The sequence below is a fragment of the Pseudomonas sp. GW822-FHT06D10 genome, from assembly GCF_058799535.1.
The window spans coordinates 320,076-337,743 of the sequence record NZ_JBXALN010000003.1; the positions used below are offsets into that span (position 1 = coordinate 320,076).

The window sequence follows — 17,668 nt, forward strand, 5'->3', positions numbered from 1 at the left end:
GCAATCCTTGAGAGTTAGACCGGCTTGGCGCCCATAAGACCGGCAATGGTCACGAAACATGCGGCGCTGAACACCGCCAGCACCAGGGTGAACGCCAGGCCGCTGGCAACCTTGGCCACCCGCAGGCGGTTGAGGCGCACCATCAGCCACAGCCAGGCCAGGGCCCCCAGGGTATAGAGCACACTGGAACCCAGGACCCAGGTCTGCCCCAGCGGCCAACCCACCAGATGCACCAGCCACCAACCGCTGAACGGCAATGTCAGCATGCCCAGCGCCAGCAACAGCCAGCCGAACAGGCCCGGACGGTGCAGCACCCGGCTATAAACCGTGGCATCCCCCTGGCGGCGCAGGCGCCAGACCCAGATCGCCAGCCCCAGCGCACTGCCCAATAGCAGCACGGTGGCCAGTACATGAAGCGTCTTCAGCGTGGTCAGTGTTTCCATGTTTTCGCTTCCTTAAGGCTCCGATCCTCAGCGTAGTCGTTCAGCCGAGGAACAGCTGGTAGGCCGGGTTGTCGCTTTCATCCCAGTACGGATAGCCAATCTGCTCCAGCGCCGCGGGCACCAGGTGACGTTCATCGGCCGGCACTTGCAGGCCGGCGACTACCCGGCCATCCGCCGCACCATGGTTGCGGTAGTGGAACATCGAGATATTCCAGCGCCCGCCCAGCTTGTTGAGGAAGTTGAACAGCGCCCCCGGACGCTCCGGGAACTCGAAACGCAGCACCACTTCGTCGCTGACCTTCTCGGCATGGCCGCCGACCATATAGCGGATGTGCAGCTTGGCCAGTTCGTTGTCGGTCAGGTCGATCACCGGAAAGCCCTGCTCGGTCAGGCTGGCGATCAGGGCGCTGCGCGGATCGTTTTCCGGGTGGGTCTGCACGCCAACGAAGATGTGCGCTTCGCTGCCGGTGTTGTAGCGGTAGTTGAATTCGGTGATCTGGCGCTTGCCCACCGCCTCGCAGAAGGCCTTGAAGCTGCCGGGCTTCTCGGGGATGGTCACGGCGATGATGGCTTCGCGGCCTTCGCCCAGTTCGGCGCGCTCGGCCACGTGGCGCAGGCGGTCGAAGTTGACGTTGGCCCCGGAGTCGATGGCCACCAGGGTCTGCCCGCTGATACCGCGCTGCTCGACGTACTTCTTGATCCCGGCAACGCCCAGGGCGCCGGCAGGTTCGGTGATCGAGCGGGTATCGTCGTAGATGTCCTTGATTGCCGCACAGATCTCGTCGGTACTGACGGTAATCACTTCATCCACATAATCCTTGCAGATGTCGAAGGTGTGCTGGCCAATCTGCGCCACCGCCACGCCGTCGGCGAAGATCCCCACGGTCGGCAGCACCACGCGCTCACCGGCGGCCATGGCCGCCTGCAGGCAGTTGGAGTCGTCCGGCTCGACGCCGATGACCTTGATCTGCGGGCGCAGGTACTTCACATAGGCCGCAATGCCGGCGATCAGGCCGCCGCCGCCGACCGGAACGAAGATCGCATCCAGCGGGCCGGGGTGCTGGCGCAGAATCTCCATGGCCACCGTGCCCTGCCCGGCAATGGTGTGCGGATCATCGTAGGGATGGATGTAGACGTAGCCCTTCTCGTCCACCAGCTTCAGGGAGTAGGCCAGCGCTTCAGGGAAGGTATCACCGTGCAGCACCACCTTGCCGCCACGGGAGCGCACGCCCTCGACCTTGATCTCGGGGGTGGTCTTGGGCATCACGATAGTGGCCTTGACCCCCAGCACCTTGGCCGCCAGGGCCAGGCCCTGGGCGTGGTTGCCCGCCGACGCAGTGACCACGCCGCGGGCGCGCTCGGCATCGCTGAGCTGGGTCAGCTTGTTGTAGGCACCACGGATCTTGAACGAGAACACCGGCTGCAAGTCTTCACGCTTGAGCCAGATCTGATTGCCCAGCCGCTCGGAAAGCTGGCGGGCAGTCTGCAATGGGGTTTCTACGGCAACGTCATAAACGCGCGAGGTGAGGATCTTCTTGACGTACTGTTCGAGCATCGGAAAGCATCACTGAGCGGGTTGGGCAGGGCCAGGGAGTCTAACCCAGCGTTTGCCCGGGCGACCACACGAATACAGAGGTTTTAGCCGCCCCCTCGCCTTCTCTGAAGCCCGGCCGATTAGCCAAACGGGCAATGACCTGATCTGCCGCGGCGCCTATAATGCCGGCCTTTGTGCCCCCCCTTGCCCGCTTCGGAGCCCGCATGACCCAGGATCAACTCAAACAGGCCGTTGCCCAGGCCGCCGTCGACCTTATCCTCCCGAAACTCGATGACAAGAGCATCGTCGGGGTCGGCACCGGCTCCACCGCCAACTGCTTCATCGACGCCCTGGCCCTGCACAAGGGCGCCTTCGACGGCGCCGTGGCCAGCTCCGAAGCCACCGCCGCGCGCCTCAAGGGCCACGGAATTCCGGTCTACGAACTCAACACCGTGAGCGACCTGGAGTTCTACATCGACGGCGCCGACGAAAGCGACGAGCACCTGAACCTGATCAAGGGCGGCGGCGCCGCCCTGACTCGGGAAAAGATCGTCGCCGCCGTGGCCAAGACGTTCATCTGCATCGCCGACGCCAGCAAGCTGGTGCCGGTGCTGGGCAACTTCCCGCTGCCCGTGGAAGTGATCCCCATGGCCCGCAGCCACGTGGCCCGTGAACTGGTGAAACTGGGCGGCGACCCGGTGTACCGCGAAGGCGTGATCACCGACAACGGCAACATCATCCTCGATGTGCACAACATGCAGATCACCAATCCGGTGGAACTGGAAAGCCAGATCAATGCCATTGTCGGCGTGGTCACCAATGGCCTGTTCGCTGCACGCCCCGCCGACGTGCTGCTGCTGGGTACCGCCGAAGGGGTGAAGACCCTCAAGGCCTGAGCCGGCCTGCGGATTGGAGCCGGCGAGCGGGCGAAGGCGGTTTTGAAGGCCTCTTCGCTGGCAAGCCGGCTCCTACATCGGTTTCTTGAAGACGTAGAACAGGTTCGGTTCGCTCACCAGGTACAGGGTGCCGGCGTCATCCATGGCCATCCCTTCCGCCTGAGGCACTGCCTTGCTCAGGCCCTGGCGCCACTTGCCCAGGGCCAGGGTACTCAGCGGGCGCCCCTCGACATCCAGCTCCACCACCAGCCGCGACTCGTCCGACAGTGCCAGCAGGTGGCCACTACGCTCGTCGTATTGCAGGCTGGATAGATCACGCACGAACAGACCAGCATCGCGCTTGGGGTTGTTCACCACATGCATCCCGTAGGACTGCTCCGGATCTTGATGGGGGAAGCCCTGCACTTCGTAGATCAGCATCGGGTCGCGCTCCTTGGCGACGAACAGGCGCTTGCCCTGGGAGTCGTAGGCCAGCCCCTCGAAGCCTTTGTTGCCGGCAAGGTGCACGCCCAGGGTGATCTGCTCGGCTTCTGCCGCATCCACCGCCGTGGTTTCATCGTCCAGCTGGATCTTGATCAGCCGGTGCTGGCGCTCGTCGCTGATCACATAGGTATTGGCACTGATGAACTCCACCGCTTCCGGATCGCCAAAGCCCACCAGAGCGATGCGGCGCAGGATCTGCCCGTCCAGGGACAGCTCGATCAGTTCGGAATTCTTGTTAGTCACGGTGAACAGGCTATTGCGCAGCGGATCGTAGGTCAGCGCCGAGACCTCATCCAGGCCCTCGATGGGCTGCGCCTCCAGCACGACCCGGTAATCGCCCAGCCCCAGGGATTGGGGGGCCGCCACCTGCCAGTAGGATTGCCAGTCGAACCAGGCGCGCTGCCACAACCTGTGGTTATGGACAAACACCGCCAGCAGCACGGCCATCAGGCAGAGGATCAGGTAAAGGGGTTGCAGGCGGGTGAGGCGATACATGGCGGGCAGGCTCGAAATCAGGACAGGCTGATGAAATATCACAGCCGCCTGAATTAAAGCTTAATGCCCTGAATGGCCCGGCTCGAGTGCCAGGCTAGGGCTCACTGCTTTTCGAAGCGATAGAACAGGTTGGGCTCGCTGACCATGTAGAGGTTGCCGGCCTCATCCATGGCCACCCCTTCGGCCCGGGGAATGGTTTTTTCCAGGCCATTGAAGCCACCGAGCAGGGCCATGAAGCTGACCTGTTCGCCCTGCTCGTCCAGCTCCAGCAGCAGATGGGAATCAGCCGACAGCACCAGGGTATGGCCGGTGCGCGGGTCGATGCCCAGGGCCGAAAGGTTGCGCAAGTCGAGTTCGTCGCTGGCCAGCTTCTGCTTGTTGCCCTTGAGTACCTGGCTACCGTCGCTGCTCCAGGTAAACAACGCCGGCGGGCGCTCCTCCCCCAACAGCAACTGTTGCTTGCGCGGGTTCCAGGCAATGGCTTCGAACGCCTTGTTCTGGTCTGCCGAAGGGCCCAGGTCGTATTTGGGGAAGTCCGCGACATTCAGTGACCGGGTATTGGCATCAACCTTGACGATCACCAGCGAATGCTCGCGCTCATCGACAATCGCCAGCAGGCCATTCTCCAGGACCGCGACCCCTTCCGGGTTGCTCCAGCCCACCAGAGGCATCTTGCGCAGGACGTCGCCTTGCAGCGACAGCTCCACCAGGAATGGGTGCTTGCCCATTACCGAAAACAAGGTCTTGGTCTGGGGGTTATAGGAAAGATCGGAGGCTTCGTCCCGCTCCATGCCTGGCAGGACCTTGGCGTCGATCACTGCCCGGTAGCTGGGCAGCCAGATACTGGAGCTGCGTTCGGCGGTACTGACAAAACCTTCCTGAACCCAGAGAGCCCCACGATCATCCCAATGCATGAGGCTGGCTACGCCATAGCAGATCACGCCCGCCAACAGCAGCCAGGAATACCAGCGCATGCGCAATCGCAAGCGGCGGATGAGACGAGGTTTAGGTAGAGGGTGGGCGTCCATCACACAGATTCCAGAAACGCGGCCAAAGGTAGTAGCACAGGGATTTCAGATCCGCGAACCATAAGCTTCGGAATTATCCGGGATAAAATGTGAAAAAACGGTTAAAGCCGCTGATCTCTCTGCGCCGGGCCCAGGATTACCGGGCCCAGCGCAGAAAGATTCGGATCAACGGACGCTGCTGGTGAAACGGCTGGCACCGGGAAGCTCCAGCACCAGCTCATCGCCGACATTCAGCGGCCCAACCCCGACCGGCGTGCCCGTGAGGATCACATCGCCGGCCTGCAGGGAGAAACAACCGGCCATGTACTGGATCATCGGCACTATGGGGTTGAGCATGATGGCGCTGTTGCCGTCCTGGCGTACTTCACCGTTGATGGTCAGGCGGATGCCGATGTCGGTCAGGTCGGCGAAGGTACTGCCCACCACAAAGGGCGCGATCACCGCCGCGCCGTCGAACGACTTGGCGATTTCCCAGGGCAGGCCCTTGGCTTTGAGTTCGGCCTGCTTGTCCCGCAGGGTCAGGTCCAGTGCCGGGGCAAAGCCGGAAATGGCATCCAGCACTTCTTCGCGGCCGGGTTTGGTGGAGAGCGGCTTGCCGATCAACACCGCGATTTCCGCTTCGTAGTGCACCGAACCACGCTCGGTGGGAATCGCGAACCCACCTTCCAGGGGCACCACACAACTGCCCGGCTTGATAAACAACAGGGGTTCGGTAGGTACCGGGTTGTCCAGCTCCTTGGCGTGCTCGGCGTAGTTGCGACCGATGCACACCACCTTGCCCACCGGAAAATGGATCCGGGTACCGTCGACATACTGGTGCTGATAGCTCATTACCGACTCCTGCTTGTGTGCGTTATCTGGACACTACCCGGCCTCAGATCGCGAAGATCTTGCCCGGGTTCATGATGCCGTTCGGGTCGAACGCGGCCTTGACCGCCTTCATGTACTCGATCTCCACCGGCGAGCGGCTGTAGGTCAGGTAATCACGCTTGGTCATGCCAACGCCGTGTTCCGCGGAAATCGAGCCGTTGTACTTCTCGACCGTCTCGAACACCCACTTGTTGACCGTCGCGCACTTGGCAAAGAACTCGTCCTTGCTCAGGTTGTCCGGCTTGAGGATGTTCAGGTGCAGGTTGCCGTCGCCGATGTGGCCGAACCAGACGATTTCGAAGTCCGGGTAGTGCTTGCCGACGATGGCGTCGATTTCCTGAAGGAAGGCCGGGACTTTCGACACAGTGACCGAAATGTCGTTCTTGTACGGCGTCCAGTGGGAAATGGTCTCGGAAATGTATTCGCGCAGCTTCCACAGGTTGTGCAACTGGGTTTCGCTCTGGCTCATCACGCCGTCCAGCACCCAGCCCTGCTCGACACAGTGCTCGAAGGTTTCCAGGGCGTGGTTGGCCACTTCCTCGGTGGTGGCTTCGAACTCCAGCAGCGCATAGAACGGGCAGTCGGACTCGAACGGTGCCGGTACGTCGCCACGGGCCAGGACCTTGGCCAGGGCCTTGTCGGAGAAGAACTCGAAGGCCGTCAGATCCAGCTTGCCCTGGAAGGCGTGCAACACGGGCATGATCGAGTCGAAATCAGGGGTGCCCAGGACCATCGCCGTGAGGTTCTTCGGGGCCCGGTCCAGGCGCATGGTGGCCTCGACCACGAAGCCCAGGGTGCCCTCGGCGCCGATGAACAGCTGGCGCAAGTCATAGCCGGTGGCGTTCTTGATCAGGTCCTTGTTCAGCTCCAGCAGGTCGCCCTTGCCGGTGACCACCTTCATGCCAGCCACCCAATTGCGGGTCATGCCGTAGCGAATCACCTTGATTCCGCCGGCATTGGTACCGATATTGCCGCCAATCTGGCTGGAACCTGCAGAAGCGAAATCCACCGGGTAGTACAGGCCGTTTTCCTGCGCCAGGTTCTGCAACTGCTCGGTGACCACGCCCGGCTGGCACACCGCGGTGCGGTCGGTCAGGTTCAGGTCGAGGATCTGGTTCATATAGTCGAAGGACACCACCACCTCGCCGTTGGCTGCCACCGCTGCCGCCGAAAGCCCGGTGCGACCGCCCGAAGGCACCAGCGCAACCTTGTGCTGATTGGCCCAGCGCACAATGGCCTGGACCTGCTCGATGGTTTTCGGAAACACAATGGCTGTCGGGGCCGGGGCGAAATGCTTGGTCCAATCCTTGCCATAAGCATTCAGGGAGTCAGCGTCGGTCAGCACCTTGCCAGGCTCAACCAGGGTCTTCAGCTCATCAATCAGGGCAGGATTGGTCATCGACAGAACTCTCGAACAATTCATGGTCATCCTGAGAACGCTTCACGTCGCAGGAATGAGTGTTTAGCGGGGCGCGTATGCTAGCATACCGCCCCCGCAGGAGAGTGCCCAAGGGCCTTTCTGCGGTGTCGGCCCAGTGCCGCCCAGGTCAGCTCAAGCTGTCCACTTCCCTGCCATTTTTCTCCGGGACACAGGTTTACGCAGATGAGCAAGACTTCTCTCGATAAGAGCAAGATCAAGTTCCTTCTCCTCGAAGGCGTCCACCAATCCGCTGTCGACGTCCTCAAGGCCGCCGGCTACACCAGCATCGAGTACCTCACCGGTTCTCTGCCGGAAGCCCAGCTCAAGGAAAAGATCGCCGATGCACACTTCATCGGCATTCGCTCCCGCACTCAACTGACCGAAGAGATCTTCGACCACGCGAAGAAACTGGTCGCAGTGGGCTGCTTCTGCATCGGCACCAACCAGGTTGACCTGTCCGCCGCTCGTGAGCGCGGCATCGCGGTGTTCAACGCGCCGTACTCCAACACCCGTTCGGTTGCCGAGCTGGTGCTGGCCGAGGCCATCCTGCTGCTGCGCGGCATCCCCGAGAAAAACGCTTCCTGCCACCGTGGCGGCTGGATCAAGAGCGCGGCCAACTCCTTCGAAATCCGTGGCAAGAAGCTGGGTATCGTCGGCTACGGCTCCATTGGTACGCAGTTGTCGGTCCTGGCTGAAGGCCTGGGCATGCAGGTGTTTTTCTACGACACCGTGACCAAGCTGCCACTGGGCAACGCCACCCAGGTGGGCAACCTGCACGAACTGCTGGGCATGTCCGACATCGTCACCCTGCACGTGCCGGAAACCGCGGCCACCCAGTGGATGATCGGCGAGAAGGAAATCCGCGCCATCAAGAAGGGCGGCATCCTGATCAACGCCGCCCGCGGCACCGTGGTCGAGCTGGACGCCCTGGCGGACGCGATCAAGGACAAGCACCTGATCGGCGCGGCCATCGACGTATTCCCGGTGGAGCCGCGCTCCAACGACGAAGAGTTCGAAAGCCCGCTGCGCGGCCTGGACAACGTGATCCTGACCCCGCACATCGGCGGTTCCACCGCTGAAGCCCAGGCCAACATCGGCCTGGAAGTGGCAGAAAAACTGGTCAAGTACAGCGACAACGGTACCTCGGTGTCCTCGGTCAACTTCCCTGAAGTGGCGCTGCCGGCCCACCCGGGCAAGCACCGTCTGCTGCACATCCACGAGAACATTCCGGGCGTGATGAGCGAGATCAACAAGGTCTTCGCCGAAAACGGCATCAACATCTCCGGCCAGTTCCTGCAGACCAACGAGAAGGTCGGCTACGTGGTGATCGACGTCGACGCCGAGTACTCGGACCTGGCGCAAGAGAAGCTGCAGCACATCAACGGCACCATCCGTTGCCGCGTGCTGTTCTAAGCCTCGACCGCGGCACAAAAAAGGGAGCCCTCTGGGCTCCCTTTTTTATCGTGTTTACGATTATTTCACTGTTACTGTGATTTTCTTGGAGACGATCACCGGGTTGAAAGGCACGTGGTTCTTGTCCCCCAGTTCCAGTTGCAGGGTGTGCTTGCCGGGTGCCAGGGTTACTTCGGTTTCGGTCTGGGCCTTGCCGAAGTGCAGGTGGTTGGCGTCCATCGGGATCGGCAGGTTCTCGGCAGGCAACTGATCGACATCGATCAGCAGGTGATGGTGGCCGGTGTTGGCGGTCTGATCGCCCGCCGGAGCCAGGGCGATGCCTTCAACGCCGAACTTGACCTTGAAGGTCTTGTCCACGGTGGCCCCGTCGGCCGGGGAAACGATAGTCACCTTGGCGCCGGCAGGTGCCTCGGTACGCGGAATTTCCGCTGCACCGGCCAGCATCGAGGTTCCCAGCAACAGACCGGCCAAAGCAGCACGCGACATAAAAATTTTCATTATCTTCTCCAGTTTTTCCGCAAATCTTTTACGGTTATGACAACTTCGTGGCAATTCGTTGTCGAAGGCACTCAACACCTTAGCAAAGCGAGCCTGAACGGCGCATCGCTCATATAAATTCAAGGAGTGACCATGCGTTTCCTGCCTGGCCTGTTACTTTTGCTGCCCCTTGCGAGCACTTGCGCTCAAGCCGAACTGATGGACGATATCAATGACCGCGGCGAGCTGCGCATCGCCCTGGAAGCCGATACGCCGCCCTTCAATTTCAAGGACGACGGCAAACTCACCGGTTTCGAGGTGGAGTTGGGGCAACTGCTGGCCAGTGAACTGGACGTACGCGCGGACATCGTGGTGACCGAGGCCGCCGAACTGCTCCCGGGAGTGGAAAGCGGCAAGTTCGACGTGGCGATCAACCACATAGCAATGACCCCGGAACTCAAGGATCGTTTCGATTTCAGCGAACCCTACAGCTATTCCAGTGCGCAGTTGATTGTGCGCAAGGAAGAGCAGCGTCCGCTGTTTTCCCTGCAGGCCCTGCGCGGCCAGGCGCTGGGGGTGGCCCAGGGCAGCCAGTTCGTCGATCAGGCGCGGACTGTGGAAGGGATCAACCTGCGCAGCTACGCCGATGCCCAGCAGCCGATCAAGGACGTGGCGGACAAGCAGATCGACGCCGCCATCAGCGATCGCCTGCTGATTCCCTACGCCATTCGCGACAGCCGCCTGCCGGTGAAAGAAGGCGCCAAGGTCGGACCGACCCTGAGCCTGGCGATCCCCTTCCAGAAAGGTAACCCGGCGTTTCGCGCGAGCCTGGACAGCGCCTTGCAGCGGATCAAGGCCGACGGGCGCCTGATGGCCCTGTCGGAGAAATGGTTCGGCATGGACGCGAGCAAACCGCCGAAGGCCGAAGCCGGGCAGTAAACGACACAAGCTGCCTGGATTGACCTGTAGCCGCAGCCTGCGAACGGACCGAAGGGACGCAGGGGCTTCATGGCCGCCAGAGGTCGGCGGAAACCGTCAAGCAAGGCCCTTAGGGCCTTTTCGCAGCCTCGCTAAAGCTCGGCAGCGGCTACGAGGACAATGCGGCCAGGGCGCTGGCGGCCTCGGGCAGTTGCAGCTCGCTGAAGACTTGCACCCCGTGCTGCTTGAGCAACGCGGCGGTGACGCCCTCCCCCGAAACCTTGACCCCGCTGAAGCTGCCGTCATAGGTCAGCAGGTTGCCACAGGATGGGCTGTGGGCCTTGAGCACGGCAACACGGATCCGGTGCTTTTCCACCAGCTCCAGGGCCTGGCGGGCGCCAGCCAGGAACTGGGCACTGACATCTTCACCTTCGCAGGTCATCACCGGTGCCCGGCCCTCAAGCACATCGACACCCTGCCCGCCGGGGATCTCCGCTGGCGCCCGTGGCGTGGGCAAACCACCAGCAACCTCCGGACACAGGGCAACCACTCGTCCCTCTTGCTGCCAGGCGGCCAGTTGATCGAACGGGCCGCTGGCACCGCCGTCGTAGCGTACGCGGTGGCCCAACAGGCAGCGGCTGACCAGGATCTTGTGCATATTCAGAACGGCTCGTTACCACGGCGCCGGAACCAGCCGGTCAGGGACAGGCGTTCCCGGGTCGCGGGCATGACTTCATGGGGGACTTCGCCGGAAAGAAACACCACCAGCCGCCCCCCGACAGGGACTACATCGTATTGCCCCCGGTCATTGAGGTACATGCGCAATTGCCCGCCCTGCTCGGGCAGCCACTCCTCATTGAGGTAGACCACCGCCGAGACCATGCGCCGGTCGTCATCGCGAAAGCGATCCACGTGGCGCTTGTAGAAGGCTCCCGGCGGGTACATCGCGAAATGGCATTCGAAATCTTCAAGCCCGAGGAACAGGCCTCGGTTCAGAGCCTCGCGCAGGCTGTCCATCAGTTCCAGGTAGCTATCGCAGGCCTGGGCCTGACCGGGTTCGAGCCACTGGATATGGTCGCCGCGAATACCCTCGCGGATCTCCTGGGCCGGCCCGCGTCCTACCGCCGCCGGCGCCAGTTCACCTTCAGCCGCACGTTTACGGCACTCAGCCGCCAGTTCGAGGGTCAGAGCCTCGGACAGGAAGACATTTTGCTGCGACCAGCCACAGGCGGCCAGGTCGTCGACAATGTTCAACAACAGCGGATGATCAGAGGGTATTTGCATGGCGCGCATAGTATCCAGCCTCAGAAAAATCTGACAGAGCCGCAGAGCGGAGGATGAAGCATTTTTTTCAATGGGCTTACACATCATCGGTTTGCCGAGGGATGCTGATACGAATTCTCGACAACCACCCTCTTGCCCCGGAGAATAGTCGCCTGCTGACAGGAGTCCTTATGCGCCGTTTGCTTTTCTCACTGTTGATCTTCTGCGCCTTGCCTGCCTGGGCAGACAGCCACGACCAGTTGTACCAGGTCGCCGGTTGGGCGCAACAGCGCGCGCATTTCAACGATGCCCTCAGCGCCGCCCAGCAGCGCTACCAGAGCAGCCTACCGCCGGCGGTCTATCAAGCCCTGGTGGACAACAGCAACCAGCGCTTCGCACCCCAGGCCGTGGACCGTCGCGCCGAGGCCCAACTGCGGCAGAACCTGGCGGACCCCGCACCGGCCCTGGCCTTCTTCCAGTCGCCCCTGGGCCGCAAGATTGTCGCCGCCGAACTGCTGGCGACCCGCCGCGACCAATTGGCCAAGAACGCCCAGGGCCTGCCGAAGATGCAGGCCAGCGACAACCGCCAGTTGATCATCGGCCACCTGGCCCAGGCCCTGCCGGCCCGGGAAGCGGGTGCAGAGGTGAGCCTGGCGATTGCCGGTGTCGCCGCCGACAGCCTGAGCCAGATGATTCCCGGCCTGCTGGGCGGCGGCCAGGCCCAGGGCATGCTCAACGGCCAGCGCCAGCGGCTGATGCAGCAGATCGGCAACGACCTGAACAACACCTTGCTGTACGTCTATCGGGATCTGTCCGACACGGAGCTGGAAGAGTTCGCCACCTTCGCCGAGTCCAGCGAAGGCAAGGCCTACTACCAGGCCGCCCTGGCAGCGATTCGCGCCGGCCTGGCGGTCGGCCAGAGCACTTCCAGCCTCGCCCCCTGACCCGGCAACTCGCCTGTGACCGCGGCCGAGCCCACAGGCCCTTGCCTGGCAATCGCCTGACGAGCCTGCAGTAGCCTTGGGCTCTTGCGTCCCTTAGGGCCGTCGCAGCCTGCGGCAGCGGCTGCACCAATCTCTAGAGGTGCTGGGTCAGAAAGGCGAAGTACTGATCGCGATACAACGGGATTTCATTGGCCAGGTGGTGCCGCGCATCGGGCAGCATCAACAGCTCGGGCGCGGCGAACTTGCCGCGAATCACTTGCAGATTGTGCTGCCAGTCCACGGTCATGTCCGCATCCCCCTGAACGATCAACGGCTGCCTGGAGCTGCGGGGCGCCGCCTCCAGGCGCTTGATCCAGCGCGACAGCGCTCCCACCCAGGCCGTCGGCAAGCGTTGCGGCTGCAACGGGTCGACCTGCAGGAACGCGAGGAAATCCGGGTCGTTGGAGTTTTCGCTGAAGCGCCGGGCAATGCCGGTGACGAAGGGCCGCAGCGCGTAATAACTGAGCATCGACCAGCCCCAGGCCCGCGGCCGCACCAGCGGCGAGAGCAGCATCACCTGGCCCTGGGCCGGGCTCTCGGCGCCCTGGTTGAGCAGGTGGTCCATGATGATCGCGCCGCCGGTGCTTTGCCCGAACAGGTGCCAGGGCTCGGGGAGTTCCAGGGACCGGGCCTCGGCGAACAGGCCTTGCAGCACCCGCTGGTACACCGCGAAATCATCGATACTGGCCCGCTCGCCACTGGTAAGGCCGTGCCCGGGCAGGTCGCAGGAAATCACCACGAAACGCCGTTGCAGCGCCCACTCGATCACATGCCGGTACAAGCCCATGTGGTCATAGAAGCCGTGGAACAGAAACAGCGTGGCCCGTGGCTGCTCCGGCCACCAGACCTGGCTCACCACGTCGTAGCCGTCCACCTGGAAACGCCCCAGGCGGCTGCGCGGCACCAGCGCCCGCCCGGTGAAATCCAGCCCATAGAAGCGCTGGTAGGCCTGCCCCTCCACCGACAAAGGCTGCCCGGCGACCAGAGGTTGCAGGCTGGCACGCAGGTGGTCGGGGTCGAAAGTGGCGGGCATAGAGAATTCCAAAGCGGGGGTACCGGCGACAAAACGGGCTTTCTGGGCCTGCGATATTCATCTGTCGCGGCAAGCATGGCAAGCTACGCGACCTTCGAGGACCGATCTTAATGCGCCAGTCTTACCGCACGCCCCTGCTTGCCAGCCTGCTCGTCCTGATCTGCGCCGTGGTGCTGTGGAACGCCTACGAATGGTTCCAGGGCCGCTATCTGCGGGCGTTCAGCGAGCACACCGCGATGTTCTCCGGCGACCCGTTGCAACTGCCCGCCGAACTGGCCGGCCCCGGGGCGATCCGCCTGGTGCATTTCTGGGACCCGGCCTGCCCCTGCAATGTCGGTAACCAGCAGCACCTGGCCGAGCTGATCGAAACCTATGGCCCGCGGGGCGTGGAGTTCTATGCCGTACAGAAGCCCGGCAGCCACGGCCAGCTACCCGCCACCCTGAGCCGCCTGAAGCACCTCGACAGCCTGCCCGGAGCGGAACAGATCCCCGCCAGCCCGGCAGTGGCGATCTGGGACCGCAACGGCAAGCTGGCCTACTTCGGCCCCTACAGCGAAGGCCTGACCTGCAATTCCAGCAACAGCTTCATCGAGCCCATCCTCCAGGCCCTTGAGGACAATCGCCCGGTCAGCGCCACCCACACCCTGGCCATCGGCTGCTACTGCCCCTGGCCGGCCGAACAAGGCATTCGCGACTAATCAAGGACTGCCTCCTGCGCGGGGCCCCTGACTTGTGCTAAATCTCTGCAGCTCTCCCAAGGCGGCATTGAATACAACAACAGCAAGGAGCCCGCATGAAACGCAGCCTGACCGTCGTCGCCGTACTGATCCTCGCCCTGCTGGCAGGGCTTGCCGGCTACCTGTACAGCAAGCAGCCGACGCGTCAGGGCCAGGTCGAGCTCAATGGCCTGCAAGGCTCGGTCACCGTGCGTTACGACGAACGCGGGGTGCCGCACATTCGCGCCGAAAACGAAGCCGACCTGTACCGCGCCCTGGGCTACGTGCACGCCCAGGACCGGCTGTTCCAGATGGAAGTGCTGCGGCGCCTGTCCCGGGGCGAGCTGGCAGAGGTGCTGGGGCCCAAGCTGGTGGACACCGACAAACTGTTCCGCAGCCTGCGGATTCGCGAACGGGCCGACAGCTATATCGCCGGGCTCGACCATCAGTCACCCGCCTGGAAGGCCCTGGAAGCCTATCTGGACGGCATCAACCAGTATCAGGACAGCCACGCCAGCCCCATCGAGTTTGACGTCCTGGGCATCCACAAGCGGCCTTTCACCGCAGAAGACACCGTCAGCGTCGCCGGTTTCATGGCCTACAGCTTTGCCATGGCCTTTCGCACCGAGCCGCTGCTGACCTACATCCGCGACGAGCTGGGCAATGACTACCTGAAGGTGTTCGACCTCGACTGGCAGCCCAAGGGCGTGCTGGCCAAGGGCAAGACCCCACCTTCAGCGCCACTGGCCGCCGTCGACTGGCAGGGCCTGGGCCGGATCGCCCGCCTGAGCCAGCAAGCCCTGGAAGAAGCCGGGCTGCCGCAATTCGAGGGCAGCAATGCCTGGGTGGTTTCCGGCTCGCGGACCAAGAGCGGCCGCGCGCTGCTGGCCGGCGACCCGCATATCCGCTACTCGCTGCCGTCGGTGTGGTACGAGGCCCAGCTCTCGGCCCCTGGCTTTGAACTCTACGGTCATCACCAGGCCCTGGTGCCCTTCGCCTTCCTCGGCCACAACCTGGACTTCGGCTGGAGCCTGACCATGTTCCAGAACGATGACCTCGACCTGATCGCCGAAAAGGTCAACCCGGAGAACCCCAATCAGGTCTGGTTCCACGACAAGTGGGTGGACCTGATCACCAGCGAGCAGCAGATCGCCGTCAAGGGCCAGGCCCCGGTGACCCTGACCCTGCGCCAGTCGCCCCACGGCCCGATCATCAACGACATGCTCGGTACCACTGTGGGCAAGGCGCCGATCGCCATGTGGTGGGGTTTCCTGGAAACCCCGAACCCGATCCTCGACGGCTTCTACCAGCTCAACCGCGCAGACACCCTGGCCAAGGTCCGCGCTGCGGCCGCCAAGGTCCATGCACCGGGCCTGAACATCGTCTGGGCCAACGCCAAGGGCGACATCGGCTGGTGGGCGGCGGCGCTCCTGCCCAAGCGCCCGGCGGGGGCCAAGCCGGCCTTCATCCTCGATGGCAGCACCAGCCTGGCGGACAAGGAAGGCTTCTACCCCTTCAGCGCCAACCCCCAGGAAGAGAACCCGGCCCGGGGCTATATCGTCTCGGCCAACTTCCAGCCGGTATCCCCCACCGGCATGGAGATCCCCGGCTACTACAACCTGGCCGACCGTGGTCAGCAACTGGATCGGCAGCTCAGCGACAAGAGCCAGAAATGGGACCTGGAGAACACCCAGAAACTGCAGTTGGGCACCACCACCGCCTACGGGCCGCGCCTGCTGGCGCCGCTGTTGCCGGTGTTGCGTGAAGTAGTCAGCGACCCCGAGGAACTGAAGCTGGTGGAGCAACTGGCGAAATGGCAGGGCGACTATCCACTGGAATCCACCAGCGCGACGCTGTTCAACCAGTTCCTGTTCAACCTGGCCGATGCCACTTTCCATGAAAAACTCGGCGACGCCTATTTCGACGCCCTGATCCAGGCCCGGGTGGTGGACGCCGCCCTGCCCCGACTGGCGGCGGACCCCGACTCGCCCTGGTGGGACAACCGCACCACGCCCCAGCGCGAAAGCCGCGCCGACACGGTCAAGCTGGCCTGGCGCGCCAGTATCGACCACCTGCGCCTGACCCTGGGCGCCAACCCGGCGCAATGGCGCTGGGGCCAGGCCCACACGCTGACCCACGGCCACCCTCTGGGCATGCAGAAGCCCCTGGACCGACTGTTCAACGTCGGCCCCCTGGACGCCCCCGGCAGCCACGAAGTGCCGAACAACCTCACCGCCAAGATCGGCCCGGCGCCCTGGTCAGTGGTCTACGGGCCCTCGACCCGGCGCATCATCGACTTCGCCGACCCGGCCCACAGCCTGACCATCAACCCGGTGGGCCAGAGTGGCGTGCTGTTCGACAAGCATTACGACGATCAGGCCGAAGCCTATATCGAAGGGGTCTACCAGCAGGCGCACTTCAGCGACGAGGAAGTCACCGCCAACACCCGCAGCACCCTGAAGCTGCTGCCGGCACGCCCTCGGGTCCCCGCGCCTTGACCAGCGGCGGGTGTAGAAGCGAGCTGGCCAGCGAAGAGGCCAGCAAGCCCTGCACTCCGCTGAAGGACGCCTTCGCCGGCAAGCCGGCTCCTACAAGGGTACGGTGCTGAAGTTCAGGCGGAACTGTTGCGGGGTCAGCCCCAGGCGCCGGTTGAACACGCTGCGCATGTGCTGGGCATCGCGAAAACCGCAGGCGTAGGCCACGGTCTTGAGCGGCGCCGCGCTGCGTTCGAGCATCCCCCGCGCCGCATCCATCCGCGCGCCTTCGACAAATTCCGCCGGAGTCACCCCCGCTTCTCGAACGAACACTCGGGCAAAATTGCGCGGGCTCATGTTCACCGCCCGGGCCAGCTCGGCAATGCTCAGGTCCGCCTGCAACCGGTCCTGCACATGCTGCTGGACCCGAGCCACGGTGGAGGTGGCCTCGGCCTGGGGCAGCAGAAACGGGCTGAACTGCGACTGCCCCCCCGTGCGCTGGGTGAACACCACCAGACGCTTGGCCACGCTCAGGGCCACCCCCGCACCATGATCCTGGGCCAGCAGGTACAGCGACAGGTCGATGCCGGCGGTGACCCCCGCCGAAGTGAACAGCCTGCCGTCCTGGACGTACAGTCGATCAGCCTCGACCCGAGTGCCCGGGCACAGCGCAGCCAGCGCCGGCGCATCGCTCCAGTGGGTGGTCACCGTGCGCCCTTCCAGCAACCCGGCCCGGGCCAGGATGAACGCGCCGTTGCAGATCGAGCCGAAGCCCTTGGCCCGGGCGCAGGCCTCCCGCAGCCAGGCGTAGAAGGCAGGGCTGAACTGGCTGCCAGGCACCTGCGGGCCGCCTGCCACCAGCAACAGGTCAAAGGGCTCCAGGGCCTGGGTGAAAGAACAATGGGCGTGTAACAGCAGGCCATTGGAACAGGCCTGCGCCCCAGTCTCGACGCCAATCACCCGCAAGCGGTAGTGATCCTCGGCCGGCAGAAACCGGTTGGCTTCGCAAAACACATCCATGGGCCCGGTGACATCGAGAGCCTGGACACCCGGAAAAACCAGCACGGCAACGCTTCTACCCATGGTGCAAACAGCCCTCTATGACCCGCGCCCGGCAACCCCGAGCGGCGGGCAATTGTCGCAAGCAAAGCTCGGGGGAACATAGCACTGGCAGGAAATGCACGCAGGTTGGCCGGGATCGCAGCCCCGGTGCGATTGTGGG

17 protein-coding genes are annotated in these 17,668 nt (G+C 63.5%); 6 read left to right on the top strand and 11 right to left on the bottom strand.

Annotated elements, in window-relative coordinates; all coding sequences use genetic code 11:
• Positions 1-14: 14 nt before the first annotated feature.
• Positions 15-443, bottom strand: a complete 429-nt coding sequence (locus tag AC1RL5_RS11380; protein ID WP_011064077.1) for a DUF2269 family protein — start codon at positions 441-443, stop codon at positions 15-17.
• 40 nt (positions 444-483) lie between these two features.
• Complete coding sequence (gene ilvA, locus AC1RL5_RS11385; protein WP_072451822.1) at positions 484-1,998, bottom strand: threonine ammonia-lyase, biosynthetic; 1,515 nt, start codon at positions 1,996-1,998, stop codon at positions 484-486.
• Positions 1,999-2,201: 203 nt separating this feature from the next.
• Between ilvA and rpiA the strand changes: the two genes are divergently transcribed.
• Positions 2,202-2,873: a ribose-5-phosphate isomerase RpiA gene (rpiA, locus tag AC1RL5_RS11390; protein ID WP_016963479.1), complete on the top strand. Its 672-nt coding sequence runs from the start codon at positions 2,202-2,204 to the stop codon at positions 2,871-2,873.
• Between the two features lie 72 nt (positions 2,874-2,945).
• Here rpiA and AC1RL5_RS11395 read toward each other — a convergent pair whose 3' ends face one another.
• The 4 genes from AC1RL5_RS11395 to AC1RL5_RS11410 all read right to left on the bottom strand — a co-directional run bounded on the left by AC1RL5_RS11395 (position 2,946) and on the right by AC1RL5_RS11410 (position 7,148).
• The gene (locus AC1RL5_RS11395; protein WP_015637404.1) at positions 2,946-3,851 is read right to left on the bottom strand and encodes an SdiA-regulated domain-containing protein; all 906 of its coding nucleotides are present in this window, start codon (positions 3,849-3,851) and stop codon (positions 2,946-2,948) included.
• Positions 3,852-3,952: 101 nt separating this feature from the next.
• Entirely contained in the window at positions 3,953-4,879 is a 927-nt protein-coding gene (locus AC1RL5_RS11400; protein WP_041774518.1) for an SdiA-regulated domain-containing protein, read from the bottom strand.
• A gap of 165 nt (positions 4,880-5,044) precedes the next feature.
• Positions 5,045-5,710, bottom strand: coding sequence for a fumarylacetoacetate hydrolase family protein (locus tag AC1RL5_RS11405; protein WP_072451824.1), 666 nt, complete (start codon positions 5,708-5,710; stop codon positions 5,045-5,047).
• A gap of 43 nt (positions 5,711-5,753) precedes the next feature.
• Entirely contained in the window at positions 5,754-7,148 is a 1,395-nt protein-coding gene (locus AC1RL5_RS11410) for an FAD-binding oxidoreductase (protein WP_019093428.1), read from the bottom strand.
• Positions 7,149-7,352: 204 nt separating this feature from the next.
• On the opposite strand from AC1RL5_RS11410, the gene serA reads away from it, so the two are divergent.
• Positions 7,353-8,582 (top strand): phosphoglycerate dehydrogenase, encoded by a 1,230-nt coding sequence (serA, locus tag AC1RL5_RS11415; RefSeq protein WP_011064084.1) that lies wholly within the window; start codon positions 7,353-7,355, stop codon positions 8,580-8,582.
• A gap of 60 nt (positions 8,583-8,642) precedes the next feature.
• Here the strand turns inward: serA and AC1RL5_RS11420 are convergent, their stop codons facing one another.
• A complete protein-coding gene (locus AC1RL5_RS11420) occupies positions 8,643-9,080 on the bottom strand; it encodes a DUF4399 domain-containing protein (RefSeq protein WP_072443525.1) in 438 nt (145 codons plus the stop codon).
• A gap of 132 nt (positions 9,081-9,212) precedes the next feature.
• Here AC1RL5_RS11420 and AC1RL5_RS11425 point away from each other — a divergent pair, with 132 nt between their 5' ends.
• A complete protein-coding gene (locus AC1RL5_RS11425) occupies positions 9,213-9,998 on the top strand; it encodes a transporter substrate-binding domain-containing protein (protein WP_492589337.1) in 786 nt (261 codons plus the stop codon).
• A 148-nt stretch (positions 9,999-10,146) separates the two neighbouring features.
• Here AC1RL5_RS11425 and AC1RL5_RS11430 read toward each other — a convergent pair whose 3' ends face one another.
• Both AC1RL5_RS11430 and AC1RL5_RS11435 read right to left on the bottom strand, forming a co-directional pair.
• Complete coding sequence (locus AC1RL5_RS11430; protein WP_011064087.1) at positions 10,147-10,635, bottom strand: 2-thiouracil desulfurase family protein; 489 nt, start codon at positions 10,633-10,635, stop codon at positions 10,147-10,149.
• A 2-nt stretch (positions 10,636-10,637) separates the two neighbouring features.
• Entirely contained in the window at positions 10,638-11,270 is a 633-nt protein-coding gene (locus AC1RL5_RS11435; RefSeq protein ID WP_011064088.1) for a 2OG-Fe(II) oxygenase, read from the bottom strand.
• Between the two features lie 161 nt (positions 11,271-11,431).
• On the opposite strand from AC1RL5_RS11435, the gene AC1RL5_RS11440 reads away from it, so the two are divergent.
• The gene (locus AC1RL5_RS11440) at positions 11,432-12,184 is read left to right on the top strand and encodes a DUF2059 domain-containing protein (RefSeq protein WP_011064089.1); all 753 of its coding nucleotides are present in this window, start codon (positions 11,432-11,434) and stop codon (positions 12,182-12,184) included.
• 133 nt (positions 12,185-12,317) lie between these two features.
• Here the strand turns inward: AC1RL5_RS11440 and bipL are convergent, their stop codons facing one another.
• Positions 12,318-13,256, bottom strand: a complete 939-nt coding sequence (gene bipL, locus AC1RL5_RS11445; protein ID WP_492589336.1) for an alpha/beta hydrolase — start codon at positions 13,254-13,256, stop codon at positions 12,318-12,320.
• A gap of 110 nt (positions 13,257-13,366) precedes the next feature.
• Between bipL and AC1RL5_RS11450 the strand changes: the two genes are divergently transcribed.
• Both AC1RL5_RS11450 and AC1RL5_RS11455 read left to right on the top strand, forming a co-directional pair.
• Entirely contained in the window at positions 13,367-13,954 is a 588-nt protein-coding gene (locus AC1RL5_RS11450) for a DUF6436 domain-containing protein (protein WP_019093425.1), read from the top strand.
• A 95-nt stretch (positions 13,955-14,049) separates the two neighbouring features.
• A complete protein-coding gene (locus AC1RL5_RS11455) occupies positions 14,050-16,470 on the top strand; it encodes a penicillin acylase family protein (RefSeq protein WP_019093424.1) in 2,421 nt (806 codons plus the stop codon).
• Between the two features lie 90 nt (positions 16,471-16,560).
• Here the strand turns inward: AC1RL5_RS11455 and AC1RL5_RS11460 are convergent, their stop codons facing one another.
• Positions 16,561-17,529 (bottom strand): GlxA family transcriptional regulator, encoded by a 969-nt coding sequence (locus tag AC1RL5_RS11460; protein ID WP_072451827.1) that lies wholly within the window; start codon positions 17,527-17,529, stop codon positions 16,561-16,563.
• Between the last annotated feature and the right edge of the window lie 139 nt (positions 17,530-17,668).

Bases quoted from the DNA above. Each gene is read 5' to 3' on its own strand.
- AC1RL5_RS11430 (WP_011064087.1), bottom strand. From the start codon at position 10,635: ATGCACAAGATCCTGGTCAGCCGCTGCCTGTTGGGCCACCGCGTACGC.
- rpiA (WP_016963479.1), top strand. From the start codon at position 2,202: ATGACCCAGGATCAACTCAAACAGGCCGTTGCCCAGGCCGCCGTCGAC.
- AC1RL5_RS11455 (WP_019093424.1), top strand. From the start codon at position 14,050: ATGAAACGCAGCCTGACCGTCGTCGCCGTACTGATCCTCGCCCTGCTG.
- AC1RL5_RS11450 (WP_019093425.1), top strand. From the start codon at position 13,367: ATGCGCCAGTCTTACCGCACGCCCCTGCTTGCCAGCCTGCTCGTCCTG.
- AC1RL5_RS11420 (WP_072443525.1), bottom strand. From the start codon at position 9,080: ATGAAAATTTTTATGTCGCGTGCTGCTTTGGCCGGTCTGTTGCTGGGA.
- ilvA (WP_072451822.1), bottom strand. From the start codon at position 1,998: ATGCTCGAACAGTACGTCAAGAAGATCCTCACCTCGCGCGTTTATGAC.
- AC1RL5_RS11410 (WP_019093428.1), bottom strand. From the start codon at position 7,148: ATGACCAATCCTGCCCTGATTGATGAGCTGAAGACCCTGGTTGAGCCT.
- AC1RL5_RS11440 (WP_011064089.1), top strand. From the start codon at position 11,432: ATGCGCCGTTTGCTTTTCTCACTGTTGATCTTCTGCGCCTTGCCTGCC.
- AC1RL5_RS11425 (WP_492589337.1), top strand. From the start codon at position 9,213: ATGCGTTTCCTGCCTGGCCTGTTACTTTTGCTGCCCCTTGCGAGCACT.
- AC1RL5_RS11400 (WP_041774518.1), bottom strand. From the start codon at position 4,879: ATGGACGCCCACCCTCTACCTAAACCTCGTCTCATCCGCCGCTTGCGA.
- AC1RL5_RS11435 (WP_011064088.1), bottom strand. From the start codon at position 11,270: ATGCGCGCCATGCAAATACCCTCTGATCATCCGCTGTTGTTGAACATT.
- AC1RL5_RS11405 (WP_072451824.1), bottom strand. From the start codon at position 5,710: ATGAGCTATCAGCACCAGTATGTCGACGGTACCCGGATCCATTTTCCG.
- serA (WP_011064084.1), top strand. From the start codon at position 7,353: ATGAGCAAGACTTCTCTCGATAAGAGCAAGATCAAGTTCCTTCTCCTC.
- AC1RL5_RS11395 (WP_015637404.1), bottom strand. From the start codon at position 3,851: ATGTATCGCCTCACCCGCCTGCAACCCCTTTACCTGATCCTCTGCCTG.
- bipL (WP_492589336.1), bottom strand. From the start codon at position 13,256: ATGCCCGCCACTTTCGACCCCGACCACCTGCGTGCCAGCCTGCAACCT.
- AC1RL5_RS11460 (WP_072451827.1), bottom strand. From the start codon at position 17,529: ATGGGTAGAAGCGTTGCCGTGCTGGTTTTTCCGGGTGTCCAGGCTCTC.
- AC1RL5_RS11380 (WP_011064077.1), bottom strand. From the start codon at position 443: ATGGAAACACTGACCACGCTGAAGACGCTTCATGTACTGGCCACCGTG.